Origin of the sequence: Pseudomonas sp. NPDC007930 (assembly GCF_042958985.1) — a bacterium.
Taxonomy (GTDB): Bacteria; Pseudomonadota; Gammaproteobacteria; order Pseudomonadales; family Pseudomonadaceae; genus Aquipseudomonas.
Genome location: NZ_JBIBKC010000002.1, coordinates 190,171 through 215,739, shown reverse-complemented (window position 1 = coordinate 215,739; position 25,569 = coordinate 190,171). Strand labels below are relative to the sequence as shown.

Genomic DNA, 25,569 nt, shown 5'->3' with positions numbered 1-25,569 from the left:
GCGTTTTACCGGCAAACTTAAATTCGTTTCATCTTGTAAATCAGCCCATGAAACATGGGATTCTAAGGTTGCAAACTCCCTGGTTTTTTAGGTCAATGCCTCTCCGGGGGAATGCCTAGCCCCATTGCTTAACCACGCTCGTTGTGTACGGGAGCCGTATGTCGATACCTAGCTTGAAACACTACCTCTCACTGTTCGCCGCCGTGCTGATGCTTGGCCAGGTGGTCGGCGCGCGCGCCGAAGCGCTGCCAGACTTCACCACCCTGGTGGAGCAGGCGTCGCCGGCGGTGGTCAACATCAGTACCACCCAGAAGCTGCCCGACCGCGGCGTGGCCGACAGCCAGATGCCCGACCTGCAGGGCCTGCCACCGATGTTCCGTGAATTCTTCGAGCGCAACATGCCGCGCGGCAAGGCCCCTCGCGGCGACCGCCAGCGTGAGGCGCAGTCGCTCGGCTCGGGGTTCATCATTTCCCCCGATGGCTACGTGCTGACCAACAACCACGTGATCCAGGACGCCGACGAGATCGTCGTGCGCCTGTCTGACCGCAGCGAGCTCAAGGCCAAGCTGGTCGGCACCGACCCGCGCACCGACGTCGCCTTGCTGAAAATCGACGGCAAGAACCTGCCCACCGTCAAGCTGGGCGACTCCGACAAGCTCAAGGTCGGTGAGTGGGTGCTGGCCATCGGCTCGCCGTTCGGTTTCGACCATTCGGTGACCAAAGGCATCGTCAGCGCCAAGGGCCGTACCCTGCCGAACGACTCCTACGTGCCGTTCATTCAAACCGACGTGGCGATCAACCCGGGTAACTCCGGTGGCCCGCTGTTCAACATGAACGGCGAGGTGGTGGGCATCAACTCGCAGATCTTCACCCGTTCCGGCGGCTTCATGGGCCTGTCGTTCGCCATCCCGATCGACGTGGCGCTGGATGTGTCCGACCAACTGAAGAAAACCGGCAAGGTCAGCCGCGGCTGGCTGGGCGTGGTGATCCAGGAGGTCAACCGTGACCTGGCGGAATCCTTCGGCCTCGACAAGCCAGCCGGCGCGCTGGTGGCCCAGGTGATGCCTGACGGCCCAGCGGCCAAGGCCGGCCTGCAGGTGGGCGATGTGATCCTCAGCCTGAATGGCCAGCCGATCGTGATGTCGGCCGACCTGCCGCACCTGGTGGGCGGCCTCAAGGCCGGCGCCAAGGCCACCCTGGATGTTGTGCGTGAAGGCAAGCACCGTACCGTCGACGCCACCGTGGGCGCGCTGCCCGACCAGGACGGCGACGATGACGGCGCCAGCATGGGCGAAGACGGCCAGGCCCAGCGTGACAGCAACCGCATGGGCGTTTCGGTGGCCGACTTGACCGCCGAGCAGAAAAAACAGCTCGACCTGCAAAGCGGCGTGCTGATCAAAGACGTGCAAGAAGGCCCCGCCGCCCTGATCGGCCTGCAGCCAGGCGACGTGATCACCCACCTGAACAACCAGGCGGTGACCTCGGCCAAGCAGTTCACCGACGTGGCCAAGGCCCTGCCGAAGAACCGCTCGGTGTCTATGCGGGTGGTGCGCCAGGGGCGCGCCAGCTTCATCACCTTCAAGCTGAGCGAATAACCCGCCGCGAGGGGTGACTGAAAAGCCCGGCGGCAGTGCCGGGCTTTTTTGTGCCCGCCGGTCTGGCCCTTCGCCCGGCACAGCCGGCCTCCCACGAGGTCTGTGTTGCGCCTAAAATCAATGGCTTACACAAATCTGGTGGGAGGCCGGCTGTGCCGGGCGATGGGCCAGTCAGGCCATGCGCTAAGTAAAACCATTTGAAGAAATTAGGGCCTTACACCCTCAATTCAGCGCTCTGATTGCTTAAGTGAACAGCATGACGGCTGTGCCGGGCGAACGGGCATCGCCATTTACAAGACCAGCGGCAACGTGACTGCCCTGCCTGCATTCGGGTACAATGCCCGGCTATTTTTTGTCGGGCTCCAGGCCCTAAGCCATTTCGAGTGCTGATCCGTGAGTGATTTGAGCCATATCCGCAACTTCTCCATCATCGCCCACATCGACCACGGCAAATCTACGCTCGCCGATCGGTTCATCCAGACCTGCGGGGGCCTGGCCGATCGCGAGATGGAAGCCCAGGTGCTCGACTCGATGGACCTGGAGCGCGAACGCGGCATCACCATCAAGGCCCACAGCGTCACGCTCAACTACAAGGCGCTAGACGGCAAAACCTACCAGCTGAACTTCATCGACACCCCCGGTCACGTCGACTTCACCTATGAAGTCAGCCGCTCGCTGGCCGCCTGTGAAGGCGCGCTGCTGGTGGTCGATGCCGGCCAGGGCGTCGAGGCGCAGTCGGTCGCCAACTGCTACACCGCCATCGAGCAGGGCCTGGAAGTGATGCCCGTGCTCAACAAGATGGACCTGCCCCAGGCCGAGCCTGAGCGGGTAAAAGACGAAATCGAGAAAATCATCGGCATCGACGCCACCGACGCCGTGCCGTGCAGCGCCAAAAGCGGCATGGGCGTGATCGACGTGCTCGAGCAACTGGTGAAGGTGATCCCGCCGCCGACCGGTGAAATCGACGCGCCGCTGCAAGCGCTGATCATCGACTCCTGGTTCGACAACTACCTGGGCGTGGTCTCGCTGGTGCGCGTGCGCCAAGGCCGGGTGAAGAAGGGCGACAAGATTCTGGTCAAGTCCACCGGCAAGGTGCACCTGGTCGACTCCGTCGGCGTGTTCACCCCCAAGCACACCGCCACCGCGGACCTCAAGGCCGGTGAAGTGGGCTTCATCATCGGCAGCATCAAAGACATTCACGGCGCGCCGGTCGGTGACACCCTGACCCTCTCCAGCACCCCCGAAGTCGACGTGCTGCCTGGGTTCAAACGCATTCAGCCGCAGGTGTATGCCGGCCTGTTCCCCACCAGCTCCGACGATTTCGAGGATTTCCGCGAGGCGCTGCAGAAGCTCACCCTCAACGACTCCTCCCTGCAGTACGCCCCGGAAAGCTCCGACGCGCTGGGCTTCGGCTTCCGCTGCGGCTTCCTCGGCATGCTGCACATGGAGATCATCCAGGAGCGTCTGGAGCGCGAGTACGACCTCGACCTGATCACCACCGCGCCCAGCGTAATCTACGAGCTGCTGCTGAAAACCGGTGAAACCATTCTGGTCGACAACCCGTCGAAGCTGCCGGATGTTTCATCCGTCGAGGACTTCCGCGAGCCGATCGTACAAGCCACCATCCTCGTGCCTCAGGAACACTTGGGCAACGTGATCACGCTGTGCATCGAAAAACGCGGCGTGCAGCGCGATATGCAGTTCCTCGGCAGCCAGGTGCAGGTGCGCTATGACCTGCCGATGAACGAAGTGGTACTCGACTTCTTCGATCGCTTGAAGTCCACCAGCCGCGGCTATGCCTCGCTGGACTACCACTTCGACCGTTACCAGTCGGCCAACCTGGTGCGCCTGGACGTGCTGATCAACGGCGACCGCGTCGATGCCCTGGCATTGATCGTTCACCGTGACAACGCCCACTACAAAGGGCGTGCATTGACCGAGAAGATGAAAGAGCTGATTCCTCGGCAGATGTTCGATGTGGCGATCCAGGCAGCCATCGGTGGCCAGATCATCGCCCGGACCACTGTCAAGGCACTCAGGAAGAACGTGCTGGCCAAATGCTACGGCGGCGACGTGAGCCGTAAGCGTAAATTGCTCGAGAAGCAAAAAGCCGGTAAGAAACGCATGAAACAGGTCGGCAACGTGGAAATCCCACAAGAAGCCTTCCTCGCCGTGCTCAGGTTGGAATGATCAGGTCCTATGTCGTCATTGAATCTACCGCTGTTGCTGATTATCGCCGTGGCCGTGTGTGGCTTGCTCGCACTGCTCGATCTCGTGCTGCTCGCGCCACGCCGGCGGGCCGCCATCGCCCAGTACCAGGGCAGCGTGCCCACGCCTGAGCCGGAGGTGGTGCAGAAGCTTGGCAAGGAGCCACTGCTGGTGGAGTACGGCAAGTCGTTCTTCCCGGTGCTGTTCGTGGTGTTCGTGCTGCGTTCGTTCCTGGTCGAGCCCTTCCAGATCCCCTCCGGTTCGATGATCCCGACCCTGGAAGTGGGCGATTTCATCCTGGTGAACAAATTCTCCTACGGCATTCGCCTGCCGGTGATCGACAAGAAGGTGATCCCGGTCGGAGACCCGCAGCGCGGCGACGTGATGGTGTTTCGCTACCCGTCGGACCCTACGGTCAACTACATCAAGCGGGTGATCGGCCTGCCCGGCGACACGGTGCGCTACACCCTCGACAAACACCTGTACGTGAACGACAAGCTGATCACCGATGAGCAGATCGGCACCGGTTACGACCGTGACCTGGGCGATATCGCCATCTATAAAGAACAGATCGGCGATACCGAGCACCTGATTCACAAAGCCCTGCGCGGCACCATGCCCGGCGGGCAATGGACTGTCCCGGCCGGCCATTACTTCATGATGGGCGACAACCGCGACAACTCCAACGACAGCCGTTACTGGAACGACCCGAACATCCCCAAAGACATGCTCGGCATGGTTCCGGACGAAAACATCGTCGGCAAGGCCTTCGCCGTGTGGATGAGCTGGCCAGAGCCGAAGTTCAGCCACTTCCCGTCGCTGTCGCGGGTTGGCCTGATCAAGTAACGCGGCCGCAGTGCCCGGAGAGTTGGCATGAAAGCAGTAGCAACGCAGAAGGGCCTGTCACTGGTCGGCTGGCTGTTTACCCTGGCCTTGCTGGCGTTCGCCGTCAGCGTGGGCCTGAAGGTCGTGCCGCACTACATGGATTTCTGGAGCATCCGTAAAACCATGGACGGCGCCGGCAAGAACCCCGGCGAGCGCATCGGCGGCCCCGCCGATTTCTACGCGCACATGCAGCGCGGGCTGTCGGTCAACGGCATCCAGGACCTGGAACTGAAAAAAGTGTTGAATGTTGAAGAGCAAGGTGAGCAGATCAACGCCCACCTGTATTACGAGAAACGCGAACACCTGCTGGGCAATATCGACCTGGTGCTGGTGTTCACCCATGATACGAGCGTGCCTGCACAGTGAGTGTTTCGTTGAACCGGCTCGAGCGCCAGCTCGGCTACACCTTCAAAGACCAGGAACAGATGGTCCTGGCACTCACGCACCGCAGCTTTGCCGGGCGCAATAACGAGCGCCTGGAATTCCTCGGCGACGCCATCCTCAACTTCGTGGTCGGCGAGGCCCTCTACGAACGCTTCCCCCAGGCCCGCGAAGGCCAGCTGTCGCGCCTGCGCGCACGGCTGGTCAAGGGCGAGACGCTGGCGGTGCTGGCCCGTGGCTTCGAGCTGGGGGAATACCTGCGCCTCGGTTCGGGTGAGCTCAAAAGCGGCGGGTTTCGCCGCGAGTCGATCCTCGCCGATGCCCTCGAAGCGCTGATCGGCGCCATCTACCTCGACGCCGGCATGGACACCGCCCGCGAACGGGTGCTGGCCTGGCTGGCCAATGAATTCGACACCCTGACCCTGGTCGACACCAACAAGGACCCGAAAACCCGGCTGCAGGAGTTCCTGCAATCGCGGGCTTGCGAGCTGCCGCGTTACGAAGTGGTCGACATCCAGGGCGAGCCGCACTGCCGCACCTTTTTCGTGGAGTGCGAAGTGACCCTGCTCAACCAGAAAAGCCGCGGCCAAGGCGTCAGCCGCCGCATCGCCGAACAAGTAGCCGCCGCCTCGGCCCTGATCGCCCTGGGCGTGGAGAATGGCAATGACTGATACACCCACCCGTTGTGGCTACGTGGCCATCGTTGGCCGCCCGAACGTGGGCAAGTCCACGTTGCTCAACCACATCCTCGGGCAAAAGCTCGCCATCACCTCGCGCAAGCCGCAAACCACCCGCCACACCATGCTCGGCATCAAGACCGAAGGCGCGGTGCAGGCGGTGTACGTTGACACCCCCGGCATGCACAAGGCCAACGACAAGGCGCTGAACCGCTACATGAACAAAACCGCCTCGGCGGCGTTGAAAGACGTCGACGTGGTGATTTTCGTGGTAGACCGCACCCGCTGGACCGACGAAGACCAACTGGTGCTGGAGCGTGTGCAGTACGTTGAGGGCCCGGTGATCCTGGCCATCAACAAGCTCGACCGCATGGAAGAAAAAGCCGACCTGATCCCGCACCTGGAGTGGCTGCAGCAGCAGTTGCCGAAGGCCGAGGTGGTGCCGATTTCCGCGCAGCAGGGGCATAACCTCGACACCCTCGAGGCGTTGATCGGCAATTACCTGCCCGAGAGCGAGCACTTCTTCCCCGAAGACCAGATCACCGACCGCAGCAGCCGCTTCCTGGCCGCCGAGCTGATCCGCGAGAAGATCATGCGCCAGCTCGGCGCCGAGCTGCCGTACCAGATCACCGTCGAGATCGAAGAGTTCAAGCAGCAGGGCCACACCCTGCACATCCACGGGCTGATCCTGGTCGAGCGGGATGGCCAGAAGAAGATCATCATCGGCGACAAGGGCGAGCGGATCAAACGCATCGGCACCGACGCGCGCAAGGACATGGAACAGATGTTCGACGCCAAGGTGATGCTCAACCTGTGGGTGAAGGTCAAGGGCGGCTGGAGCGACGACGAGCGCGCGTTGCGTTCGCTCGGGTATACGGAGTAATAGATGCAAGTGCCAAGCCCCAAGCGGCAAGCCAAGGCGCCAGCGCGCGGGCTCGCTTGCAGCTTGATGCTTGCGCCTTGCGCCTGAGCGGGCCTTGCCGTGGAAACCACCACCCACCAGGCCTACGTCCTGCACAGCCGGCCCTACCGGGAAACCAGCGCGCTGGTGGACTTCTTCTCCGCCGAGGGCCTGGTGCGCGCGGTATTGCGCACGGCCCGCGGCAAGGCCGGCAGTGTGGCACGGCCGTTCGCGCCACTGGAAGCCGAGCTGCGCGGGCGCGGCGAGCTGAAGACGGTGGTGCGCCTGGAACCCACCGGCACCGGCGTGTGGCTCACCGGCCAGGCACTGTTCAGCGGCCTGTACATGAACGAGCTACTGGTGCGTCTGCTGCCCGGGCAAGCCTCGCACCCGGCGTTGTTCGAGCATTACCTGCTGACCCTGCGCGCCCTCGCCGAAGGCCGGGCCCTTGAACCGCTGCTGCGCAGCTTCGAATGGCGCCTGCTCGATGAACTGGGCTACGCCTTCGCCCTGGCCGAAGACGCCCACGGCCAGGCGATCCAGCCCAAGGCCTATTACCAGTTATTGCCCGACGCCGGCCTGGAGCGGGTGGAGCACCTGCAGCCAGGGATCTTCCTCGGCGCCGACCTGCTGGCCATGGCCGAAGCCGACTGGGCCGCGCCCAACGCGCTGCTGGCGGCCAAGCGGCTGATGCGCCAGGCGCTGGCCGCGCACCTGGGCGGGCGGCCGTTGGTCAGCCGCGAGCTGTTTCGCAAGCCCTGACCAGCAGCGTATCCTGTGCGCCCCTGACTTAAGAGGCGCCTGCCATGACTACCCCCCACCGCGTTCTGCTGGGCGTGAACATCGACCACGTCGCCACCCTGCGCCAGGCCCGCGGCACCCGCTACCCTGACCCGGTCAAGGCCGCGCTGGACGCCGAACAGGCCGGCGCCGACGGCATCACCGTGCACCTGCGCGAAGACCGCCGGCACATCCAGGAGCGCGACGTGCTGCTGCTCAAGGACGTGCTGCAAACCCGCATGAACTTCGAAATGGGCGTGACCGACTGGATGCTCGACTTTGCCGAGCGCCTGCGGCCCGCCCACGTGTGCCTGGTGCCGGAAACCCGCCAGGAGCTGACCACCGAAGGCGGCCTGGACGTAGCCGGCCAGCCGGAGCGGATCAAGGCCGCGGTCCAGCGCCTGAGCGCGGCGGGCAGTGAAGTGTCGCTGTTCATCGACGCCGACCCCCGGCAGATCGAAGCCGCCGCCGCCGCCGGCGCCCCGGCCATCGAGCTGCACACCGGCCGCTACGCCGACGCCCACAGCCCCGCCGAAGCCGCCGCCGAGCTGCAACGGATCGCCGATGGCGTGGCCCAGGGGCTGCAACTGGGGCTGATCGTCAACGCCGGCCACGGCCTGCACTACCACAACGTTGAGCCGATCGCCGCGATCCCCGGCATCAACGAGCTGAACATCGGCCATGCGCTGGTGGCCCATGCGCTGTTCGTTGGCTTCCCGGCGGCGGTGGCCGAGATGAAAGCACTGATCGTCGCCGCGGCGCAGCGCGGCTAAGCCGTTCGGCCTTCCCTGGGCGCAGGGCCGCGGGTACACTCGTGGCCTTCACTGCCATCTGCCGTGCCCCTGATGCCCATCCTCACCTGCAACCGCCCGCGTGCCTGGTACAACGATACCGGCTTGAGCCGCCGGCGCAGCGTGCTGTTCGCCTTTACCTTTTCGCCCCCCCACACCGCTCGCTGAACCGGCGTGGTAACGCCGGCTGTTCGCCCCGCGGCCAGGTAGCCGCGGGGCGCCTGTGTGCGTGTGTGGCGGGAGCCTGTGAATGAACGGTAACAAAGTGGTACTGGCGGTACTGATTTTCAGCGTGTCGATCGTCGGCCTGGGCATGGGCGCGACCCTGCCGGTGGTGGCCTTGCGCATGTACCAGGCCCAGGCCGGTACCTTGGCCATCGGCGTGCTGGCGGCGATGCCGGCGGCCGGGATGATGCTCTCGGCGTTTTGCGTCGAGGGGCTGTGCCAGCGCCTGAGCCGGCGCGGCATCTACCTGGCGGCACTGGGCCTGTGCGCGCTCAGCACGGTGGCCATCGAACCGTTGGCGGCCTGGCCTTGGTGGCTGGCGCTGGCGCGCCTGGCGATGGGGGTGGGCATGGGCGTGGTGATCATCCTCGGCGAGGCCTGGGTCAATGAAATGAGCCCGGCGGCCAGCCGTGGGCGCCTGGTGGCGCTGTACGCCAGTTGCTTTACCGCGTTCCAGATGCTCGGCCCGGCGGCGGTGGCCTGGCTCGGCGCCGGCGGCCCGGCGGTGATCGCCTGTGTGCTGGGCGGCTACGCCTTGGCCTTGCTCGGCGTGGCCAAGGGCCTGCCAGCCAGCCGTGCCTACCGTGAACAGCAGGCCCAGGCCTTCAGCGTGCTGGGGTTTATCCGCCTGGCGCCGGCGCTGTGCGCGGGGGTGGTGTTCTTCAGCTTCTTCGATAGCGTGGTGCTGTCGATGTTTCCGGTGTACGCAGCGGGGCAGGGGATGGCCATGGCGCTGGCGGCGTTGATGGCCAGTGTGATCCTCGCCGGCGATGCCGCCTGCCAGGTGCCGTTGGGCTGGCTGGCCGACCGTTACGGGCGCAACCACCTGTACCTGGGCTGCGGGGTGCTGGTGGCGGCCTTGGGCGCGGCGTTGCCCTGGCTGATGCACAGTGGGCCTTGGTTGTGGCCAGCGTTGATGTTGCTCGGTGCGGCGGCGGGCGGCACCTACACCCTGGCCATCGTGCTGATCGGCGAGCGTTTCGACGGCGCCGAGTTGGTCACCGCCAACGCCAGCGCCGGGCTGTTGTGGGGCGCCGGCAGCCTGGCCGGGCCGCTGGCCAGCGGCGCCTTGCTCGGCCTGGGCCGCGAAGGGGTGCCGGTGGCGTTGGTGGCGATGGCGCTGTTGTTCGTCTGGTTTGCCTGGGGTTTGTGCCGCCAGCGAAGGATTACGCTTCACATTTGAGAATATTTATCATTAGAATTGCGCCCTCGTCCTTCTCGCGACCCTGCGCCCACCATGATCGAACCTCCCCGCGAGCCGCTGCAGCCTGCCCCTGGCCCGCGCGAGGCACGCGAGCAGTTCCTCGAAGTATTCCTCGCCGAGCGCCCGCGCATGGAGGCGGTGGTGGCCAAGCGGGTGGGCTGCCGGCAAACCGCCGCCGACCTGGTGCAAGACCTCTTCCTGCGCTTTTGGCGGCGGCCGCAGGCGCCGGTGGGGGAGTTGCGCCACTACCTGATGCGCAGCGCCGGCAACCTGGCCATCGACCACCTGCGCAGCCAAGGTGCCCGTGAGCGCCTGGCCGATGGCCTGGCGCCGTTGGAAAGCGCCAGCGGCCCGGCGCCAGATGCCGCGCTCGAAGTGGGCAGTGACCTGCGCCATGTGGAAGCCGCGCTGCGCGCCTTGCCCGAGCGCACCCGGCGCATATTTTTGCTCAACCGCATCCACGGCCGCACCTACGCCGACATCGCCAAGGCCATGCAGGTGTCCCAAAGTGCCGTGGAAAAACATATGATGCGCGCGCTCCACGCGTGCAAGGCCAGCTTGCGCGATACCACTCGCCCGCCAGGGAATGCCGGCCCATGAACAGCGCCACCGATAACGCCCTTGCCGAACGCCAGGCCATCCAGTGGCTGGCGGTGCTCGCCGGCCAGCCCAGCCAGGCGCAACTGTGCGCGTTCGAACGCTGGCTGGCCCAAGGGCCGGCGCACGCCCAGGCGTGGGAAGACGCCAGCCAGGCCTGGGCCCACAGCGAGGTGCCGGCGCGCCGCTTGGCCGACGAAGACGCCCAGGCCCTCGGCGCCCTGCTGGCGGCGATGGATGCCCCGGCGCGGCGCCCGCGGCGGCGCTGGGCCGCCGCGCTGGCCAGCGCCGCCTGCGTGCTGGCACTGCTCGGCAGCGCCGCCGGCTGGCGCCCGGACCACTGGCTGCAAGACCTCGGCGCCGACCACGTGTGCCCGCCGGGCCCGGTGTGCAGCACCACCCTGGCCGAGGGCTCGCGGCTCACGCTCGACGCCGGCAGCGCGATCGCCGTGGATTTCGCCCACGGCAGCCGCCAGGTGCAGGTGCGCCGCGGCGCGGTGTTCTTCCAGGTGGCCCACACCGGCCAGCCGTTTCGGGTGCATGCCGGCAGCGGCGAAGTGCAGGTGATGGGCACCGAGTTCGAAGTGCGCCGCGAGGCCGGTGGCGAGCGGGTGACGGTGTTGTCCGGGCGGGTATCGGTGCGCGCCGCCCCCGGCCAACCCGAGCAAATCCTCGGCGCCGACCAGCAGGTGGCCTACCGCGATGGCCAGGCCACCGCGGTGGGCAAGGTCGACAGCGCCGCCTGGCTGGCCTGGCGCGACGGCTGGCTGAACTACTACCAGGCGCCGTTCGCCCAGGTGGTCAGCGACCTCGCCGTGCATTACCCAGGGCGCATCCTGTTGCTGGGCGACGGCCTGGGCCAGCGCACCCTCAGCGGCAGCTTCCCCAGCCAGAACCCGCAAGCGGTGATCGATTCGTTGCAGAAGGTGTTGGGGTTCGAGCAAAGCCGGTTTATGGGGCTGATCGTGCTGCGGTGATTGTTCGGCCCATCGCCCGGCACAGCCGGAGTGCTATTCACTTAAGCCATTTCAGGGCTTCATGGAGGGATCAATCTGTGAGCTCTGCGGATTTTGTGCATGAGCTTCAGGGCCTATCGCCCGGCACAGCCGGAGTGCCGGACCACGGCCTCCCACGGGCTCTTTGTTGCCCCGTAAATCAAGTACTTACACAAATCTGGTGGGAGGCCGGCTGTGCCGGGCGATGGGCCAGTCAGGCCATGCGCTAAGTAAAACCATTCGAAGAAATCAGGGCCTTACACCCTCAAATTAGCGCTGTGATTGCTTAAGTGAACAGCATTAAGGCACAGCCGGCCTCCCACGGGTTCTTGGTTGCCCCGTAAATCAAGTACTTACACAAATCTGGTGGGAGGCCGGCTGTGCCGGGCGATGGGCCGGCAAAGCTAACGCACCGGCCCAATCCCCAGCAACCGCTCAGCCACCAGCACCCGCACCTGCCGCTCCAACTGGTCCAGCCAGTAATCGCGCTGTTTCTCCGCCTCGACCATCGCCTTGCGCCCGTGCTGCTTGAGCAGGTAGGCATGAATCTGCTGCACCTCCAGCGTGCGGTAGATCGGTGCGACGTCGAGCAAGCGGGTTTTACCGAGGGTGCGGCGGGCGCGGGTGTTCATCAGCACCTGCGGGCCTTGGGCGGCCAGCACATGCCAGCCCTGGGCCTCGAGCCAGGGCACCCGCGCCACCTGGCAGGCCAGTTCGGCATGCGGGTAGCGCGCGGTGACCTCGGCCAGCAAGGCCTGGCCGATGCCCTGGCGGCGGTGGCTGGCGAGCACCGCCAGGTAGAGCAGCGTGCAGGCATCGCTGACCCCGGCCGCCGGCAGGTACAGGGCAAAGCCCAGCACCTGCTCGGGCGCCTCGGCGGCCAGCGCCAGCAGCAGCACCGGCGCTTCGCCGGCGGCGCCGCCCATGGCCTGCAGGTACTGGTGCAGCTCCATGCCCAGGCCGTACTGGTACAGCGGGTACAACGGGTTGCTCGGCGCCAGCGCCACGCTGCCGAGGGTGGTCAGGTTGTCGAGCAGCAGTTGCTGGACCTGGCCAGCGAAGGCCTCGGGTGGGGGGCTGTGCAGGTGGGTCAGGCTGAACATGGCGGCTCCGGAGCAAGGCCGGCCATGATACACGGAAGAAACATCCCCCGGCTGCAGTGGTCCCAACCCCACCACTGATCAACACCCCGGAGGTGCTCGATGAACGCACACGCACTGGCGGCCACCGCCCAGGCACTGGTTGCCGACCACAAGGGCCTGCTGGCCATGGACGAAAGCAGCGGCACCTGCCGCAAGCGCTTCGTCGAGCAAGGCATCGAAGACAGCGAAGCGATGCGCCGCGCCTACCGCGAGCTGTTGATCACCGCGCCGGGGCTGGCCGAAAGCGTCAGCGGGTTGATCCTCTTCGACGAAACCCTGCACCAGGCCCACGCCGACGGCACGCCCTTCGTGGCGTTGATCGAGCGCGCCGGGATGATCCCGGGGATCAAGGTCGACCTCGGCGCCAAGCCGCTGGCCGGCCACCCCGGCGAAACCGTGACCGAAGGCCTCGATGGCCTGCGCGAGCGGCTACAGGCCTACGCCGCCAAGGGCGCGCGCTTCGCCAAGTGGCGCGGGGTGATCAACATCGGCGAGCAGCTGCCCAGCCGCGCGGGCATCGCCGCCAACGCCCATGCCCTGGCGCGCTACGGTGCGCTGTGCCAGGAGGCCGGGCTGGTACCGATCATCGAGCCCGAGGTGCTGATGGACGGCGCCCACAGCCTGGCGCGCTGCGCCGAGGTGACCGAACGCACCTTGCAGGCGGTGTTCGCCGAACTGGCCGCGCAAGGGGTGCTGCTCGAAGGGATGTTGCTCAAGCCGAACATGGTCACCGCCGGCGCCGCCAGCCCCAGCCAGGGCAGCCTCGAGGCGGTGGCCAGCGCCACCCTCGCCTGCCTGCGCCGCTGCGTACCGGCGGCGGTGCCGGGCATCGCGTTTTTGTCGGGCGGGCAAAGCCCGGAGCTGGCCAGCGCGCACCTCAACGCCATGCACCAGCAAGGGCCGCTGCCTTGGGCACTGACCTTTTCCTACGGCCGCGCCTTGCAGCAGCCGGCGCTGGCGGCCTGGAACGGCCAGGCGGCGAACGTGGCGGCGGCGCAACAGGCGCTGCTCAAGCGCGCGCGCGGCAACCGCGCCGCCTGCCTGGGCAACTATCAGCAAGCCGCTTGAGCCGCCAGCGCCGCCGGCGCCGGTTGCCCCAGTGCCCGCTCGATCAGGCCAATAAAGGTGCGCACCCGCACCGACGCCCGCTGGTTGGGCAAGAACAACGCATGCACGGTGCCCTGGCCTTGCCCGGCGCCCGCGCTGTAGGCCGGTAGCACCGGGCGCAGGCGGCCCTGAGTGAGGTCGGCCTCGACCATCCAGCCCGGCAACAGGGCGATGCCCGCGCCGCGCAGGGCGGCCTCATGCAGTACCACCGGGTCGTTGCTGCGCAGCGGCCCGTCGACCCGCACCAGCTCGCTGCCCTGCGGCCCGGCCAGGTGCCATTGCAGGCCGCCGGTTTGTTCCAGGGTCAGGCAGGCATGCCGCTGCAAGTGCGCCGGGATCAGCACGGGCGCGTGCCGGGCCAGGTACTCCGGGCTGGCCACCAGGCGGCAACTGAAGCGCCCGAGGGGCTTCATCACCACGCCATCGGTGGGCGCCCGGTTGCCCAGGCAGATGCACAGGTCTACCCGCTCGGCGAGTAGGTCTGGTGGCTCGTCGGCCAGCGCCAGGCACAGCTGCAGGCCCGGGTGCGCGGCCAGCAACGCCGGTACATGGGGCAGCACCACGGCGCGGCCGAACGCCACCGGCAGGCTGACCCGCAGCGCGCCGCGCGGCGGCCCCTGGCGGTCGGCCACGGCCAGGTCGGCGGCTTCCACCGCGCCGAGGATCGCCTTGGCCCGTTCCAGGTACTGGCGGCCGCTTTCGGTGAGGGTGATGCGCCGGGTAGAGCGGTAGAGCAAGGCCGTGCCGAGGTCCGCCTCGAGGGCGCCGATCATCCGCGTCACCGTGGAGGTGGCGGTGCCCAGCGAGCGCCCGGCGGCGGTGAAGCCGCCGCCGCTGACGGTGGCGACGAACATGCGCAGCGCCATGAGTTTGTCCATACGCGTTTCCCCCTGATGAAGGCCTCAGGGTAGCCGCGCCGCGGGTAGGGTTATTGCACCGATGTGCTGCTTACCGCTCGGCCATGAAGGCGCTGATGCGCTCACGCAGCCAGCGCTCGGCCGGGTCGTTGTCGTGGGCGCCGCTCCAGGCCATGGACAACTCGGCCTTGTTCACCTCGAAGGGGGCGTCCTCGGCGCGCAGCGGGCCGTCTTCGACCAGCGCGCAGGCGGCGTAATCCGGCACCGTCGCGATCATCTCGGTGCCGCGCAGCAAGGCCCGCAGGCTACCGAACTGCGGCACCCCCAGCACCACCCGGCGGCTGCGCTCCAGGCGTGCCAGGTCAAGGTCGATGTTGCCCGACAAATCCCCCGAGAACGACACCATCACGTGGGGCCGCGCGCAGTATTCATCGAGGCTCAACGGGCCCGGGCGGCTGTCGCCACGCAACACCTTCACACCGATCCGGCGCAGGGTTTTACGCTTGGCGTTGGCCGGCAGGTCAGTGGTGTAGCTGACCCCGACGGAAATCTCCCCAGAGGCCAGCAACCCCGGCATCAGCAGAAAGTTGGCGCGGCGCACCACCACCACGATGTTCGGCGCCTGGCGCTGCAAATCCGCCAGCAGCGCTGGGAACAGGCCGAACTCGGCGTCGTCCGACAGCCCCAGGCGGAACACGTTGCAGGCGGTGCCGGGGTCGAACACTTTGGCGCGGCTGACCGCGGCGCTGATCACGTCCATGGCCGGGCACAACTCGGTGAAAATCTCCTGGGCGCGGCGGGTCGGTTCCATGGCGCGGCCGTTGCGGATCAGCAGCGGGTCGTCGAACAGGTCGCGCAGGCGCCCCAACGCGGCGCTGACGGTGGGCTGCGAAATGAACAGCTTCTCGCCGACGCGGGTGAGGTTGCGTTCGAGCATCAAGGCTTCGAAGATCACCAGCAGGTTCATGTCAACGCGGCGCAGGTCGTTGCGGTTCATCGGGCGGGCCCTCCGGTTGGGGTGACCGGGCATTGAAACGGCGCGGCGCCCGCCTGGCTTGTACCGGTGTGCTTTACTGAACTTTTGTTACTTTATGTGCCATGGGCAGTTGTCGTACAGGCTGCCATCCACTAACGTGAAACACCCCGTTCAGAGCCCTCGCCCATGTCGCTGCCCTCGAGAATGCCCGGATGATCCAGCTCGGCCGCGCGCGGATCGACCTGGAGCGGCGCGAAGCGTTTATCGGCGCCACCCCGGTGCGCCTGGGCGGCCGCGCCTTCGAGGTGCTGCAGGCGTTGCTGGCCCAGCCGAACCGGTTGCTGACCAAGCACGAGCTGATCGACCAGGCCTGGCCGGGCTGTGTGGTCGAAGAAAACAACCTGCAGGTGCAGGTGTCGCAGTTGCGCAAAACCCTTGGCCTGGGCGCCGACATCCTCGAAACGGTGCCGCGCCGCGGCTACCGCCTGAACCTGCCCGGCAGCGCCCAAGCACTGCCGGACGCCGCGCCGGCCGAGCAGCCGGGCCAGGTGTACGTGGTCGACGACGACCCCGCGCTGCGCACCGCACTGGTACGCCAACTGCGCAGCCATGGCCTGGCCGCCCAGGCCTTCGACGGCGGCCCGGCGCTGCTGGCTGGGGCCGAGCTGGCGCAGCCGGCCTGCGTGCTGCTCGACGTTAACCTGCGCCACGCCTGCGGGCTTGACCTGCAAACCGAACTGACCCGCCGCGACCTGCCTTTCGCGGTGGTGTTCATCACCGGTTTCGGCACCGTCGACCTCACCGTGCGCGCCATGAAAGGCGGCGCCCAGGCGCTGCTGTGCAAACCCTTCGACGAACCGGCCTTGCTTGGCAGCGTGCACGAGGCGCTGGGCGTGGCGCGCCAGCGCTTTGCCGAGCGCCAGGCGCGGCGCCAGGCGGCGCTGCGCTTCGCCACCCTCAGCGCGGCCGAGGCACAGGTGTTCGATGCGCTGTTGCAGGGCCTGCCGAGCAAGGCCATCGCCCGCGTGTTGGGGTTGGACGACACCACCGTGAAAGCGCACAAAGAGCACATCATGGCAAAACTCGGCACACGCTCGCTGGTAGAGTGGGTGCTGCTGGGCACCTTGCTCGGCCGGCTGCCCAGTGGGCTGGCCAGCCCTCGCCGGCTGGCGTGAAGCATGGCCGGCGCAGTGCCCCTTCACTCACCAGCTCAGGGCCGAACATGCGTGTGGTGTGCGTCATCGACGACGACCCGGCGGTACGCAAGGCGGTCGCCAACCTCCTGCGCTCAGCCGGTTATCAACCCGCCTGTTTCGCCACCGGCGAGGCGTTTCTGGCCTCGAGCGAGCGCGCCCAGGCCGGCTGCGCCCTGCTTGATGCGCGCCTGCCCGGGCTGCAAGGGCCGGATGTACAGCGCATGCTGAGCCAAGGGCCAAACCCGCCGCCGGTGATCTGCCTCTCGGCCCACGCCAACGCCGAAGACATCGCCCAGGCGCTGGCCGCCGGCGCACGGGCGTTTCTCGCCAAGCCATTCGACGCCGAGGCCTTGCTCGCGGCGGTGGCGCAACACCTGCGCGGGGCGCCATGAGCGCGGTCGCGGCCAGCCCGGCCAGCTTCGACGCGGCCTGGCTGGCGAGCCTGGCCTGGCAACCGCTGGATGAAGTCGACCGGCTGCAGCGCTGGCAACTGACCGAACCCGGTGGCCGGCAATGGCTGGGGGTGCGCGCCAGCGACGCGGCGAGCGCCTGGGAGCATGCCCGGCTCGACCGCGAATACTCCCTGGGCCCGTGCCTGGCGGCGGATTGGGCGCTGCTGCCGGTGGCGCGGCTGAACACCGACGCGGGGCTGCTGGTGGTGTTCGACGGTGCCGGCTGCCAGCCGTTGTCGGCGTTGATTCACGGCACCCTGGCGCTGGAGCGCTTCGCCGAGCTGGCGCTGGGCTGCTGCGAGGCGCTGGCCAAGGCCCACGCCCAGGGCATCGTGCACCGTGACCTGCGCCCGGCCCATTGGCTGCTGGGCGCCGATGGCCGGGTGCGCCTGGCCGGCTTTGCCTACGCCCACGTCGCCGGCCAGGGCCACACCGCGCCGCTGCGCCTGGCCCGCGGCAGCCTGGCCTACCTGGCCCCGGAACACGCCGGGGCGCCCAGCCCGGCGGCAGACCTTTACGCCCTGGGCGTGTGTTTTTACCAATGGCTGGCCGGGCAGTTGCCGCTGCAGGCGGCCAGCCCCGAACAATGGCTGCACCAGCACCTGGCGGTGGCCCCGGCGCCGCTGCTGCAATGGCGCCCTGACCTGCCCCAGGCCCTGGCCGCGGTGGTCGAGCAGTTGCTCGCCAAGCAGCCGGCGCAGCGCCCGGCCTCGGCCGGCCAACTGCTGACGGCACTGTGGCCGCACCGCGCTGGCTGCGCCGCGCCGCGCGAGCACACGCCGAGCACGCCGCCGCTGTGGGTCGGCCGCCAACCGCAACTGGCCACGCTGCAGGCCGCTGGCGCCCAATGGCAGGGCGGCCAGGGTGGCGCGGTGCTGATCGAGGGCGTGGCTGGCATTGGCAAGACCCGCCTGGTGCGCCACTGGTACCAGGGCCTGGGCAGCGGCCCTTGGCTGCTGGCCAGCGCCAAGTGTGAACAAGGCGGCCACGCCAAGCCCTATGCCAGCCTGGCCAGCGCGCTGGGCGCGCTGTTCAACCAACTGGCCAGCGCCAACGCGCCCCAGCCTTGGCGCGCGCCGCTGCGCGAAGCGCTGGCCAGCAGCGGCGGCACCCTCACCCACCTGCTGCCGCAATTGCAGGCGCTGTGCGGGCCGCTGCCACCCGGGCGGCCCGCCGAGGGCGAGGCGCGGCGCCAGCAACTGGGCGCGCTGAAGCGCCTGCTGGCGGCCCTGGCGCGCCCCGCGCACCCGTTGTTGATGTTCCTCGACGACGCCCAGTGGCTGGACGAAGAAACCCTCGGCCTGCTGCTCGAACTGCCCGAAGCCGCCTTCGGCCACCTGTTGCTGGTGCTCACCTACCGCCCCAGCGCCCTGGATGACGGCGAGCCGCTGCCGCGCCTGCGGCAACACCTGGCGCGGCTCGGCGCGCGCTGCCGGCACCTGGCCCTGCCGCCGCTGACCCCGGCGGAAATCAACGAACTGCTGGCCGCCAGCCTGCCCAGCACACCGGACACCGCCAGCCTCGCCAGCCGCCTGCATCGCCAGGCTGACGGCAACCCGTTGTACGTGTGCCAGGTGATCGACGTACTGCGCGAAAGCGCCACGCCGTTACCGGCGGTGCCGGCCTTCGCCGACCTGCCTGCGTTGATGCACACGCGCCTGGCGCAGTTGCCGGCCGAAGCCCTGGCGCCGTTACGGGCACTGGCGTTGCTGGCCGACCCGCTGCCGCTGGCGGCGCTGGCCGAGGCCTGCGAGCTGCCCGAGGCCAAGCTGCTGGCCGACCTGCGCCCGGCGTTCAAGGCCGGCCTGCTCAGCGAGCGCCAGGCCGGCCTGACCCTGGCCCACGACGCCGTCGCCGAGGCCTTGCGCGCACCACTGAGCGCCGCCGAAGCGGCCACGCTGCACCAGCGCCTGGCGACCAACCTGCTGCGCCACCTGCCGGCCCAGGCTGAACCGGCCGCGGTGTTCCGCGCCGCCAGCCAGGCCGCCCGCGCCACCCCACCGCGCGCGGCGGAGCAACGCCTGGCCTGGGTCGCCCTGCTCGCCCGCGCCAGCCGCCTGGCGCACCGCAGCGTGGCGCCGGCCACCGCGCTGGATTACGCCAAGCACGCCCAGCGCCTTAATCAGGGCCTGGGCTACACCGCGCTGGAGCGCGAACTGGCCCTGCTCGAAGCCCGCTGCCGGGTGCTCGCCGCCGACTACCACGGCGCCGAACAGGGCCTGCGCGCGCTGCTCGCCAGCGCCCCGGCGGGCACCGCCAACCTTGAGCTGTACCGCCTGCGCGGAGAAATCCACACCCTCCAGGGCGACTACCCCGGTGCCCTCGGCGTGGCCCGGGAAGGCCTGGCCACCCTGGGCCTGGTGCTGGCCGAGGCGCCGAGCAAGGCCGAAGCCGAACAACGCTGGCAAGGGCTGTGCGAGCGCCTGGGCAACACGCCCCTGCAACGCCTGTTGGCGCTGCCCCGGGCCCGTGCCAGCCAGGCGTTGGAGCGCCAGGCGTTGCTGGCGGTGTCGTTGATTCCCGGCTCGTTCATCGCCCCGCACTGGCTGCTGTACGCCGCCAGCGAACTGCTCACCCAAGCCCTCGACGATGGCCTGAGCGCCGCCAGCGTGCACGGCCTGGGCTGGCTGGGGGTGGCGATGGCCGAGCACCTTGGGCTGTACGCCGAGGGCCGTGAGTGGGCCGAGTGCGCCCAGCAACTGGCCGAGCGCCCCGAATACAGCGCCAGCGCGGTGTCGGTGCTGCTGGCGCTGGAGCAGGTCAGCCCGTGGACACGCCCGCTGCCGCGGGTGCTGGGCCTCGCCGAGCAGGCCTTGCAGGCCAGCCTGGCCCAGGGCGCGCCGAGCTTTGCCTGCTTCGCCAACCTGCACGTGGTGGCCGACCAACTGGTGATGGGCGCGCCGATCGAGCGCATGCTGCACCAGATCGACACCGGCCTGGCCATGGCCGGGCACCTGGAATTCAACGACGCCCAAGCCGTGCTGTTTTGCCAGGCGCGCTACATCCGCCGCCTGGCCGGGCCGATTCAGGCCTGTGTGGCAATCCCCGAGCGCGAGGCGCTGGCCGCCCAGGTGCAGGCCAGCCAGATGGGCCCGCTGAAGTTCTGGTGGGAGCTGTTCGAGGGGCTGTTCCTGTTTCTCGAAGGCCAGTTCGCCGCCGCCGCCGAGCGCCTCGACGCCGCCTGGGGGCTGACCTGGGCGGCGCCGTGCCACATTCACCAGATCGACCTGGCGCTGTTCAGCGTGCTCAACCGTGCCGCCATGCCCGGGCCGGCGCCGGCGGCCAGCGCCTTCGAGCCCGGGCTGGGGCGGCTGCGCCAATGGGCGGCGCTGAACCCGGCGCACTTCGCCGACCGCCTGGCCTTGGCCGAGGCCGAGGTGCTGCGCGCCCAGGGCGAGCCGCTGGCGGCACTCAAGCGCTTCGAAGAGGCCATCGGCCACGCCGCCCGCTGCGGCGCGGTGCACATCCAGGGCCTAGCGCACTTGCTCGAGGGCCGCTGCCTGGCCGAGTTGGGCCTGGCAGTGGGCGCCCACACCCACCAGCGCCTGGCCCGCGATGCCTGGCGGCGCTGGGGCGCGCCGGTGCTGGCCGAGCACCTGGAAGCCGAGCACCCGCACCTGCGCGAACAACCGGCCGCGGCCACTGCGCTGGCGCAACCGCCGGAGCGAGACATGCTCGCCATGCTCACCGCCTGCCAGGCGCTGTCACGGGAAATCTCGCCGCAGGCGCTGGTCAATACGCTGCTGCGCCATGCCATTACCCAGGCCGGCGCCACCGACGCCGCGCTGGTGGTGCTCAGCGGCGCCACGCCGTGGGTTCAGGCCAGTGCCCACGCCCACGGCGAGGGCATCGAGGTGCAGCAGCCAGCGGCCAGCGCCGCGGTGCCGCTGGGCATGGTCGGCGAAGCCGCGCAGCGCGGCACGCCGTGGGTCCTCGACGCCCATGAAGCGTTCTGGCGCTATGCCCAATGCCCGTACCTGGCCCAACTGGGCCAGGGCTCGCTGGCCTGTGTGCCGCTACTCGACCAGCAGGCGGTGTACGCCGTGCTGTTTCTCTGCAACCGCCACCTGCCGGCGGTGTTTGGCCCGGCGGTGCTCGACCGCCTGGCGCTGCTGTGCAACCAGGCGGCGATTTCCCTGGCCAACGCCCGCACTTACGCCAGCCTGCTGCAGGAAAACCAACGCCGGCGCAGCAGCGAAGCCAGCCTGCGGCGCACCCAGGCGTTGCTGGCAATCGGCCAATCGGTGAGCCGGCTGGGCGCGTTCAACTGGCATTACGCGGTCGAGCCGTCGTTCTGGAGCGAGCGCTTGCTCGGCGAGTTGGGCCTGCCCTGTGAGTGGCTCAGCGCCGCCCTCGACGACCCGCTGGCGCTGGTGCACCTGGATGACCGCGCGCGGGTCGGCGCGGCGTTGGCTGAAGCCTGCCAGCAACCCCGCGGCCTGCGCCTGGAACTGCGCACCCTGCCGCTGGCCGATGGCCCGCGCTACCTGGAACTGGCCGCCGAACCGGAAGGTGCCGAGGCCTTCGTCGGCGTGGTGCTGGACATCAGCGAACGGCGCCGCACCGAGCACGCGCTGCAGGGCGCCCAGGCCGAGCTGGAGCGTAACGCCCAGGCGACCCTGCTCGGCGAGCTGGCGGCGTCGATCACCCACGAGGTGAACCAACCGCTGGCGTCGATTCTCTCCAACGCTGGCGCCAGCCTGCGCTGGCTCGAGCGGCCGGCGCCGGATGTGGCCGAGGCCGTCGAAGGGCTGCGCGACATTCTCGCCGAGGGCCAACGCGCGGCGGCGATCATCAACGGCCTGCGCACCCTCGCCCGCCAGGCCCCGGCGCAGTTGCAGGCGGTGAACCTGGCCGGGGTGACCGAACATGTGCTCAGCCTGCTGCGCGGCGAACTCGACGAACACCAGGTGCAACTGACCCTGGCGGTACCGCCCCAGGCCCAGGTGCGCGCCGACGCGCTGCAACTGCAGCAGGTGCTGCGCAACCTGGCGAGCAATGCGCTGCAAGCGCTCAAGGCCATGCCGCCGCCGCTGCGCCGCCTGCACCTGCAGGCCGTGGCGCTGCCGGGGCAATGGCTGGTGACCGTCGAAGACAGCGGCCCGGGCATCGCCGCCGCCGACCAGGCGCGGGTGTTCCAGGCCTTCTACAGCACCCGCCCTGGCGGCATGGGCATGGGCCTGGCGATCTGCGCCTCGATCCTCGCCGCCCATGGTGGGGTGTTGCAGCACACCGAGGGCCGCGCCGGGCAAACGGTGTTTTTCTTCACCCTGGGCCAGGCCTGACGGCCCTCTGGTCCTGGATCCCTTAATTCTGCTTAAGCTCCCGGTTTTCGCGCCGATAGCCCGGCAAGCTGTACCCAAAACAATAAAACATGGCGCATTACTTTTACGCTGCCCCGCCGCCGCACGCCCGTGCGGTCACCTTGCCCCGGGATCGCTTCATGAACATCAAACACAAGCTTACTTGCGCTTTTGCCGCCATCGCCTGCATTCCGGTGGTGCTGGTGGCTGGGCTGGTCATCGTCAACCTGCGCGACCAGGCCCGCGCCGACTTCGCCGACAGCAGCGGCCGCGAAATCCGCCAGATCGACAACGCGATGCAGCAGTTTTTCTCCGGCATCAGCCAGAACATCGACTACCTCTCCCGCGACCCGCGCATCAGCCAGGCTTCCGAGCTGAAGTTCTACATGGGCGCCGACGCCCCGAGCACGCCGCTGCCGCCGAACAACCAGGCGCTGCTGGGCCTGTTCGACACCTTCGCCAAGGCCCACCCGAGCACTGCTTACCTCTCGGTGGGGCTGGAAGACGGCGGCTACGTGAGCTGGCCCGACGACCCGAAGATCGCCAACTACGACCCGCGCAAGCGCCCCTGGTACCAGGCCGCGCTGGCCGCCCCCGGCAGCACCGCGCGCACCGGCGCCTATTACTGGGCCCCGGACGACGCCGTGCTGATCGGCACCGTGCACACCCTGGCCGGCACCGACGGCAAGGTGCGTGGGGTGATTGGCCTGGACGTGTCGCTCAAACAACTGACCGAGCTGGTCAAGGGCATCAAGCTGGGCCAAAGCGGCTACCTGATGATGACCGAAGCCGACGGCAACGTGCTGGTCGACCCGGCCGACCCCAAGCACACCTTCAAGCGCCTGGGCGAGCTGGGCGGCGACTACGCCGCCCTCGCCGGGCTCAAGGAAGGCGCTACCCAAGTGAGCCTGAACGGCCAGGCCTACATGGCCAACGTGGTCACCTCCAAGGCGCTGGGCTGGCACTTCATCGGCTTGATCAAACAGGATGAAGTGATGGCCAACGCCGACCACCTGACCTGGGTGATCGCCGCCATCGCCGCGGCCATGGCGCTGTTGTTCGCGGTGGTGGGTGCGAGTTTTGCCGGGATGATCGTGCGGCCGATCCGCGGCGTGGCCGGTGGCTTGCAGAGCATCGCCCAGGGCGAAGGCGACCTGACCCGCAGCCTCAGCGTGCAGGGCAAGGATGAAACCGCCGCGCTGGCGGGCTGGTTCAACCAGTTCCTCGGCGCCATCGCCCAATTGGTGCGCAGCATCGGCCAGGCCTCGGGCAACCTGCAGCGCGCCTCGGGCGCCAGCAGCACCGTGGCGATCGCGATGAACGACGCCGCCGTGCGCCAACGCGAAGCGGTGGAGTTGGTCAGCACCGCCTTCAACGAAATGGTCGCCACCGCCAACGAAGTGGCCCGCGCCTGCACCCAGGCGGCGGCCTCGGCCGACAGCGGCCAGCACGACGTGCAAAGCGGCCAGCGGCATATCGACGAGGCCACCGGCAGCGTCAGCCAGTTGTCTTCGACCTTGGAGCAGGCCACCGAGGCGATGCAGGTGCTGGAGCAAGACAGCCAGAACATCAACGGCATCCTCGACACCATCCGTTCGATCGCCGAGCAGACCAACCTGCTGGCGCTCAACGCCGCCATCGAAGCCGCCCGCGCCGGCGACCAGGGCCGCGGCTTCGCGGTGGTCGCCGATGAAGTGCGCGCGCTGGCCCGGCGTACCGCCGACAGCACCGGTGAGATCGACACCCTGCTCGGCAACCTCGGCCGCCGCACCCAGGAAGTGACCCAACAGATGCACAGCAGCCTGGGCATCTCGCGCCAGAGCGTGGAGCGCATCCAGCAGGCGCGCAGCAGCTTCGACAAGATCCGCGGCTCGGTCGACAACATCCGCGACCAGAACAGCCAGATCGCCACCGCCGCCGAAGAGCAGCACCAGGTCGCCGAAGACATCAACCGGCACATCGCGCAGATCCACAACGACGCGCAAAAGGTCGAGGAACTGGCCCAGGCGGCCCATGCCGATTCGCAGCAGTTGAGCGATATTTCCGGGGAGTTGAATGGGTTGGTGGGGCGCTTCAAGGTGTGAGGTTTAACGGCCCTTCGCCCGGCACAGCCGGCCTCCCACCAGATTTGTGTAAGTACTTGATTTACGGTGCAACATAGAACTGGTGGGAGGCCGGCTGTGCCGGGCGAAGGGCCAGCCAGGTCATGCGCTCAGTAAAACCATTTGAAGAAATCAGGGCTTTTTAACCCCGATTTAGCGCTCGGATTGCAGCATTACGGTACAGCGGGCTGTGCCGGGCGAAGGGCCCTGAACCCCTGCCCTAAGGCACCAGCACCACCTTGTCACTGCTGCCCCCATTCACCGCGTGGTAGCAGGCCACCCCCTCGCTCAGCGGCACGGCACGGATGCGCTCCGGGCGTGGCAACAGGCCGCGGTCGAAGTCGCCGCCAAACCGGCCGAGCATCGCTGCGCATTGCACGGTGTCGTACAGCAGCGAGTTCACCCCCACCAGCACGCCGCCCTTGCGGTACAGCGCCAACGCCGGGAACTGCACCAGGCCGTCGACCGGCGCGGCGATGATTGCGATGCGGCCGAAGGTGGCCAGCGCGCTGACGGCGGCGGGCAGCCAGAAGCCGGTGGTGTCGAAGATCACCTCGGCGCCGCCGGCGAAATGGGCCTCTACCTGGCCCGCCAGTGCTTCAGCGGCCTCGAGCACCAGCACCGCATAACCCTGGGCGCGCAGCGTGGCAGCCTGGGCCGGTTGGCGCACCGCGGCCAGCACCTCGGCGCCGCGCGCCTTGGCCAAGGCCAGCGCTGCCTGGCCCACCGCGCCGTTGCCGCCGATCACCAGCAGGCGCGTGCCGGCTTGCACGCCACTGCGCTCCAGCGCATCCCAGGCGGTGGTGTACGGCACGCCAAGGCTGGCGGCCTGCTCGAAGCTCAGGCTGTCGGGCTTGAGCGCCACCCCGCCGGCGGGCAGGGTCAGGTACTCGGCGTGGGCGCCGTCGCGGGTGAAGCCCGGGCCCTTGCCGGTGCCCCACACCGCGCGGCCCACCCATTCGGCCGGGCCCTGTTCGACCACCCCGGCAAAGTCCCGCCCCGGCACCCGCGGCAGCGTGGTGTAGGGAAAGCGCCCCAGTACGTTTTTCACATCGCTGGGGTTCAGCCCGGCGGCGTGCACCCGCACCAACAGTTCGCCGGCCGCCGCCACCGGGGTCGGCAGTTGGCTGAGGCGCAGGTGATCGAGGCTGCCGGTGGCAGTGAATTGCAACGCTTGCATGGCAAAAGCCCTTGT

Annotated in this window: 20 protein-coding genes and 1 pseudogene; 17 read left to right on the top strand and 4 right to left on the bottom strand. The window is 68.3% G+C overall.

Annotated features, from left to right (window positions below; translation table 11 throughout):
* Positions 1 to 209: 209 nt before the first annotated feature.
* The 11 genes from ACFZCE_RS05385 (at position 210) to ACFZCE_RS05335 (ending at position 11,221) form a co-directional block, all read left to right on the top strand.
* Positions 210 to 1,595 carry a Do family serine endopeptidase gene (locus ACFZCE_RS05385; protein WP_390937490.1) on the top strand — a complete coding sequence of 462 codons (1,386 nt, stop codon included), beginning with the start codon at positions 210 to 212 and terminating at the stop codon, positions 1,593 to 1,595.
* 393 nt (positions 1,596 to 1,988) lie between these two features.
* Positions 1,989 to 3,785 (top strand): translation elongation factor 4, encoded by a 1,797-nt coding sequence (gene lepA / locus ACFZCE_RS05380; RefSeq protein ID WP_390936766.1) that lies wholly within the window; start codon positions 1,989 to 1,991, stop codon positions 3,783 to 3,785.
* 9 nt (positions 3,786 to 3,794) lie between these two features.
* Positions 3,795 to 4,649, top strand: coding sequence for a signal peptidase I (lepB, locus tag ACFZCE_RS05375; protein WP_390936764.1), 855 nt, complete (start codon positions 3,795 to 3,797; stop codon positions 4,647 to 4,649).
* Between the two features lie 27 nt (positions 4,650 to 4,676).
* Positions 4,677 to 5,054: a DUF4845 domain-containing protein gene (locus tag ACFZCE_RS05370; protein WP_390936763.1), complete on the top strand. Its 378-nt coding sequence runs from the start codon at positions 4,677 to 4,679 to the stop codon at positions 5,052 to 5,054.
* On the top strand, positions 5,051 to 5,740 hold the full coding sequence (rnc, locus tag ACFZCE_RS05365; RefSeq protein ID WP_390936762.1) for a ribonuclease III: 690 nt from the start codon (positions 5,051 to 5,053) through the stop codon (positions 5,738 to 5,740). The genes ACFZCE_RS05370 and rnc overlap by 4 nt, the downstream gene beginning before the upstream one ends.
* Positions 5,733 to 6,629 (top strand): GTPase Era, encoded by an 897-nt coding sequence (gene era / locus ACFZCE_RS05360; protein WP_390936761.1) that lies wholly within the window; start codon positions 5,733 to 5,735, stop codon positions 6,627 to 6,629. The genes rnc and era overlap by 8 nt, the downstream gene beginning before the upstream one ends.
* Before the next feature lie 99 nt (positions 6,630 to 6,728).
* A complete protein-coding gene (gene recO, locus ACFZCE_RS05355) occupies positions 6,729 to 7,409 on the top strand; it encodes a DNA repair protein RecO (protein ID WP_390936760.1) in 681 nt (226 codons plus the stop codon).
* Between the two features lie 44 nt (positions 7,410 to 7,453).
* Positions 7,454 to 8,200: a pyridoxine 5'-phosphate synthase gene (gene pdxJ, locus ACFZCE_RS05350; RefSeq protein WP_390936758.1), complete on the top strand. Its 747-nt coding sequence runs from the start codon at positions 7,454 to 7,456 to the stop codon at positions 8,198 to 8,200.
* Positions 8,201 to 8,468: 268 nt separating this feature from the next.
* Positions 8,469 to 9,626 carry an MFS transporter gene (locus ACFZCE_RS05345; protein ID WP_390936757.1) on the top strand — a complete coding sequence of 386 codons (1,158 nt, stop codon included), beginning with the start codon at positions 8,469 to 8,471 and terminating at the stop codon, positions 9,624 to 9,626.
* A 54-nt stretch (positions 9,627 to 9,680) separates the two neighbouring features.
* The gene (locus ACFZCE_RS05340; RefSeq protein WP_390936755.1) at positions 9,681 to 10,247 is read left to right on the top strand and encodes a sigma-70 family RNA polymerase sigma factor; all 567 of its coding nucleotides are present in this window, start codon (positions 9,681 to 9,683) and stop codon (positions 10,245 to 10,247) included.
* A complete protein-coding gene (locus ACFZCE_RS05335) occupies positions 10,244 to 11,221 on the top strand; it encodes a FecR domain-containing protein (protein WP_390936753.1) in 978 nt (325 codons plus the stop codon). Before ACFZCE_RS05340 ends, ACFZCE_RS05335 begins: the two co-directional genes overlap by 4 nt.
* Before the next feature lie 422 nt (positions 11,222 to 11,643).
* Here ACFZCE_RS05335 and ACFZCE_RS05330 read toward each other — a convergent pair whose 3' ends face one another.
* Entirely contained in the window at positions 11,644 to 12,342 is a 699-nt protein-coding gene (locus tag ACFZCE_RS05330; protein ID WP_390936751.1) for a GNAT family N-acetyltransferase, read from the bottom strand.
* A gap of 99 nt (positions 12,343 to 12,441) precedes the next feature.
* On the opposite strand from ACFZCE_RS05330, the gene ACFZCE_RS05325 reads away from it, so the two are divergent.
* Positions 12,442 to 13,449 (top strand): class I fructose-bisphosphate aldolase, encoded by a 1,008-nt coding sequence (locus ACFZCE_RS05325; protein WP_390936749.1) that lies wholly within the window; start codon positions 12,442 to 12,444, stop codon positions 13,447 to 13,449.
* Here ACFZCE_RS05325 and ACFZCE_RS05320 read toward each other — a convergent pair.
* Together ACFZCE_RS05320 and ACFZCE_RS05315 are read right to left on the bottom strand one after the other, a co-directional pair.
* Entirely contained in the window at positions 13,434 to 14,366 is a 933-nt protein-coding gene (locus tag ACFZCE_RS05320) for a LysR substrate-binding domain-containing protein (protein WP_390936747.1), read from the bottom strand. The two genes, ACFZCE_RS05325 and ACFZCE_RS05320, sit on opposite strands and share 16 nt — an antisense overlap.
* 70 nt (positions 14,367 to 14,436) lie before the next feature.
* On the bottom strand, positions 14,437 to 15,342 hold the full coding sequence (locus tag ACFZCE_RS05315; RefSeq protein WP_390936745.1) for a LysR substrate-binding domain-containing protein: 906 nt from the start codon (positions 15,340 to 15,342) through the stop codon (positions 14,437 to 14,439).
* 191 nt (positions 15,343 to 15,533) lie between these two features.
* Between ACFZCE_RS05315 and ACFZCE_RS05310 the strand changes: the two genes are divergently transcribed.
* From ACFZCE_RS05310 to ACFZCE_RS05290, 5 genes and pseudogenes are all read left to right on the top strand, one after another.
* Positions 15,534 to 16,496, top strand: a complete 963-nt coding sequence (locus tag ACFZCE_RS05310; RefSeq protein ID WP_390936744.1) for a response regulator — start codon at positions 15,534 to 15,536, stop codon at positions 16,494 to 16,496.
* Positions 16,497 to 16,543: 47 nt separating this feature from the next.
* Entirely contained in the window at positions 16,544 to 16,909 is a 366-nt protein-coding gene (locus ACFZCE_RS05305; RefSeq protein WP_390936742.1) for a response regulator, read from the top strand.
* Positions 16,906 to 22,254 carry an AAA family ATPase gene (locus tag ACFZCE_RS05300; protein ID WP_390936740.1) on the top strand — a complete coding sequence of 1,783 codons (5,349 nt, stop codon included), beginning with the start codon at positions 16,906 to 16,908 and terminating at the stop codon, positions 22,252 to 22,254. The genes ACFZCE_RS05305 and ACFZCE_RS05300 overlap by 4 nt, the downstream gene beginning before the upstream one ends.
* Before the next feature lie 89 nt (positions 22,255 to 22,343).
* Positions 22,344 to 23,495: pseudogene (locus ACFZCE_RS05295) on the top strand (cache domain-containing protein); the annotation flags it as partial.
* A gap of 93 nt (positions 23,496 to 23,588) precedes the next feature.
* Positions 23,589 to 24,356 (top strand): methyl-accepting chemotaxis protein, encoded by a 768-nt coding sequence (locus tag ACFZCE_RS05290; RefSeq protein WP_390937488.1) that lies wholly within the window; start codon positions 23,589 to 23,591, stop codon positions 24,354 to 24,356.
* A gap of 238 nt (positions 24,357 to 24,594) precedes the next feature.
* Here ACFZCE_RS05290 and ACFZCE_RS05285 read toward each other — a convergent pair whose 3' ends face one another.
* On the bottom strand, positions 24,595 to 25,554 hold the full coding sequence (locus ACFZCE_RS05285) for a zinc-binding dehydrogenase (protein WP_390936739.1): 960 nt from the start codon (positions 25,552 to 25,554) through the stop codon (positions 24,595 to 24,597).
* Between the last annotated feature and the right edge of the window lie 15 nt (positions 25,555 to 25,569).

Coding starts and splice junctions, on each gene's coding strand:
- ACFZCE_RS05330 (WP_390936751.1), bottom strand. CDS start 12,342: ATGTTCAGCCTGACCCACCTGCACAGCCCCCCACCCGAGGCCTTCGCT.
- era (WP_390936761.1), top strand. CDS start 5,733: ATGACTGATACACCCACCCGTTGTGGCTACGTGGCCATCGTTGGCCGC.
- lepB (WP_390936764.1), top strand. CDS start 3,795: ATGTCGTCATTGAATCTACCGCTGTTGCTGATTATCGCCGTGGCCGTG.
- ACFZCE_RS05340 (WP_390936755.1), top strand. CDS start 9,681: ATGATCGAACCTCCCCGCGAGCCGCTGCAGCCTGCCCCTGGCCCGCGC.
- ACFZCE_RS05305 (WP_390936742.1), top strand. CDS start 16,544: ATGCGTGTGGTGTGCGTCATCGACGACGACCCGGCGGTACGCAAGGCG.
- ACFZCE_RS05335 (WP_390936753.1), top strand. CDS start 10,244: ATGAACAGCGCCACCGATAACGCCCTTGCCGAACGCCAGGCCATCCAG.
- ACFZCE_RS05320 (WP_390936747.1), bottom strand. CDS start 14,366: ATGGACAAACTCATGGCGCTGCGCATGTTCGTCGCCACCGTCAGCGGC.
- ACFZCE_RS05290 (WP_390937488.1), top strand. CDS start 23,589: ATGAACGACGCCGCCGTGCGCCAACGCGAAGCGGTGGAGTTGGTCAGC.
- ACFZCE_RS05345 (WP_390936757.1), top strand. CDS start 8,469: ATGAACGGTAACAAAGTGGTACTGGCGGTACTGATTTTCAGCGTGTCG.
- ACFZCE_RS05370 (WP_390936763.1), top strand. CDS start 4,677: ATGAAAGCAGTAGCAACGCAGAAGGGCCTGTCACTGGTCGGCTGGCTG.
- ACFZCE_RS05285 (WP_390936739.1), bottom strand. CDS start 25,554: ATGCAAGCGTTGCAATTCACTGCCACCGGCAGCCTCGATCACCTGCGC.
- ACFZCE_RS05310 (WP_390936744.1), top strand. CDS start 15,534: ATGATCCAGCTCGGCCGCGCGCGGATCGACCTGGAGCGGCGCGAAGCG.
- pdxJ (WP_390936758.1), top strand. CDS start 7,454: ATGACTACCCCCCACCGCGTTCTGCTGGGCGTGAACATCGACCACGTC.
- ACFZCE_RS05385 (WP_390937490.1), top strand. CDS start 210: ATGCTTGGCCAGGTGGTCGGCGCGCGCGCCGAAGCGCTGCCAGACTTC.
- ACFZCE_RS05300 (WP_390936740.1), top strand. CDS start 16,906: ATGAGCGCGGTCGCGGCCAGCCCGGCCAGCTTCGACGCGGCCTGGCTG.
- ACFZCE_RS05315 (WP_390936745.1), bottom strand. CDS start 15,342: ATGAACCGCAACGACCTGCGCCGCGTTGACATGAACCTGCTGGTGATC.
- ACFZCE_RS05325 (WP_390936749.1), top strand. CDS start 12,442: ATGAACGCACACGCACTGGCGGCCACCGCCCAGGCACTGGTTGCCGAC.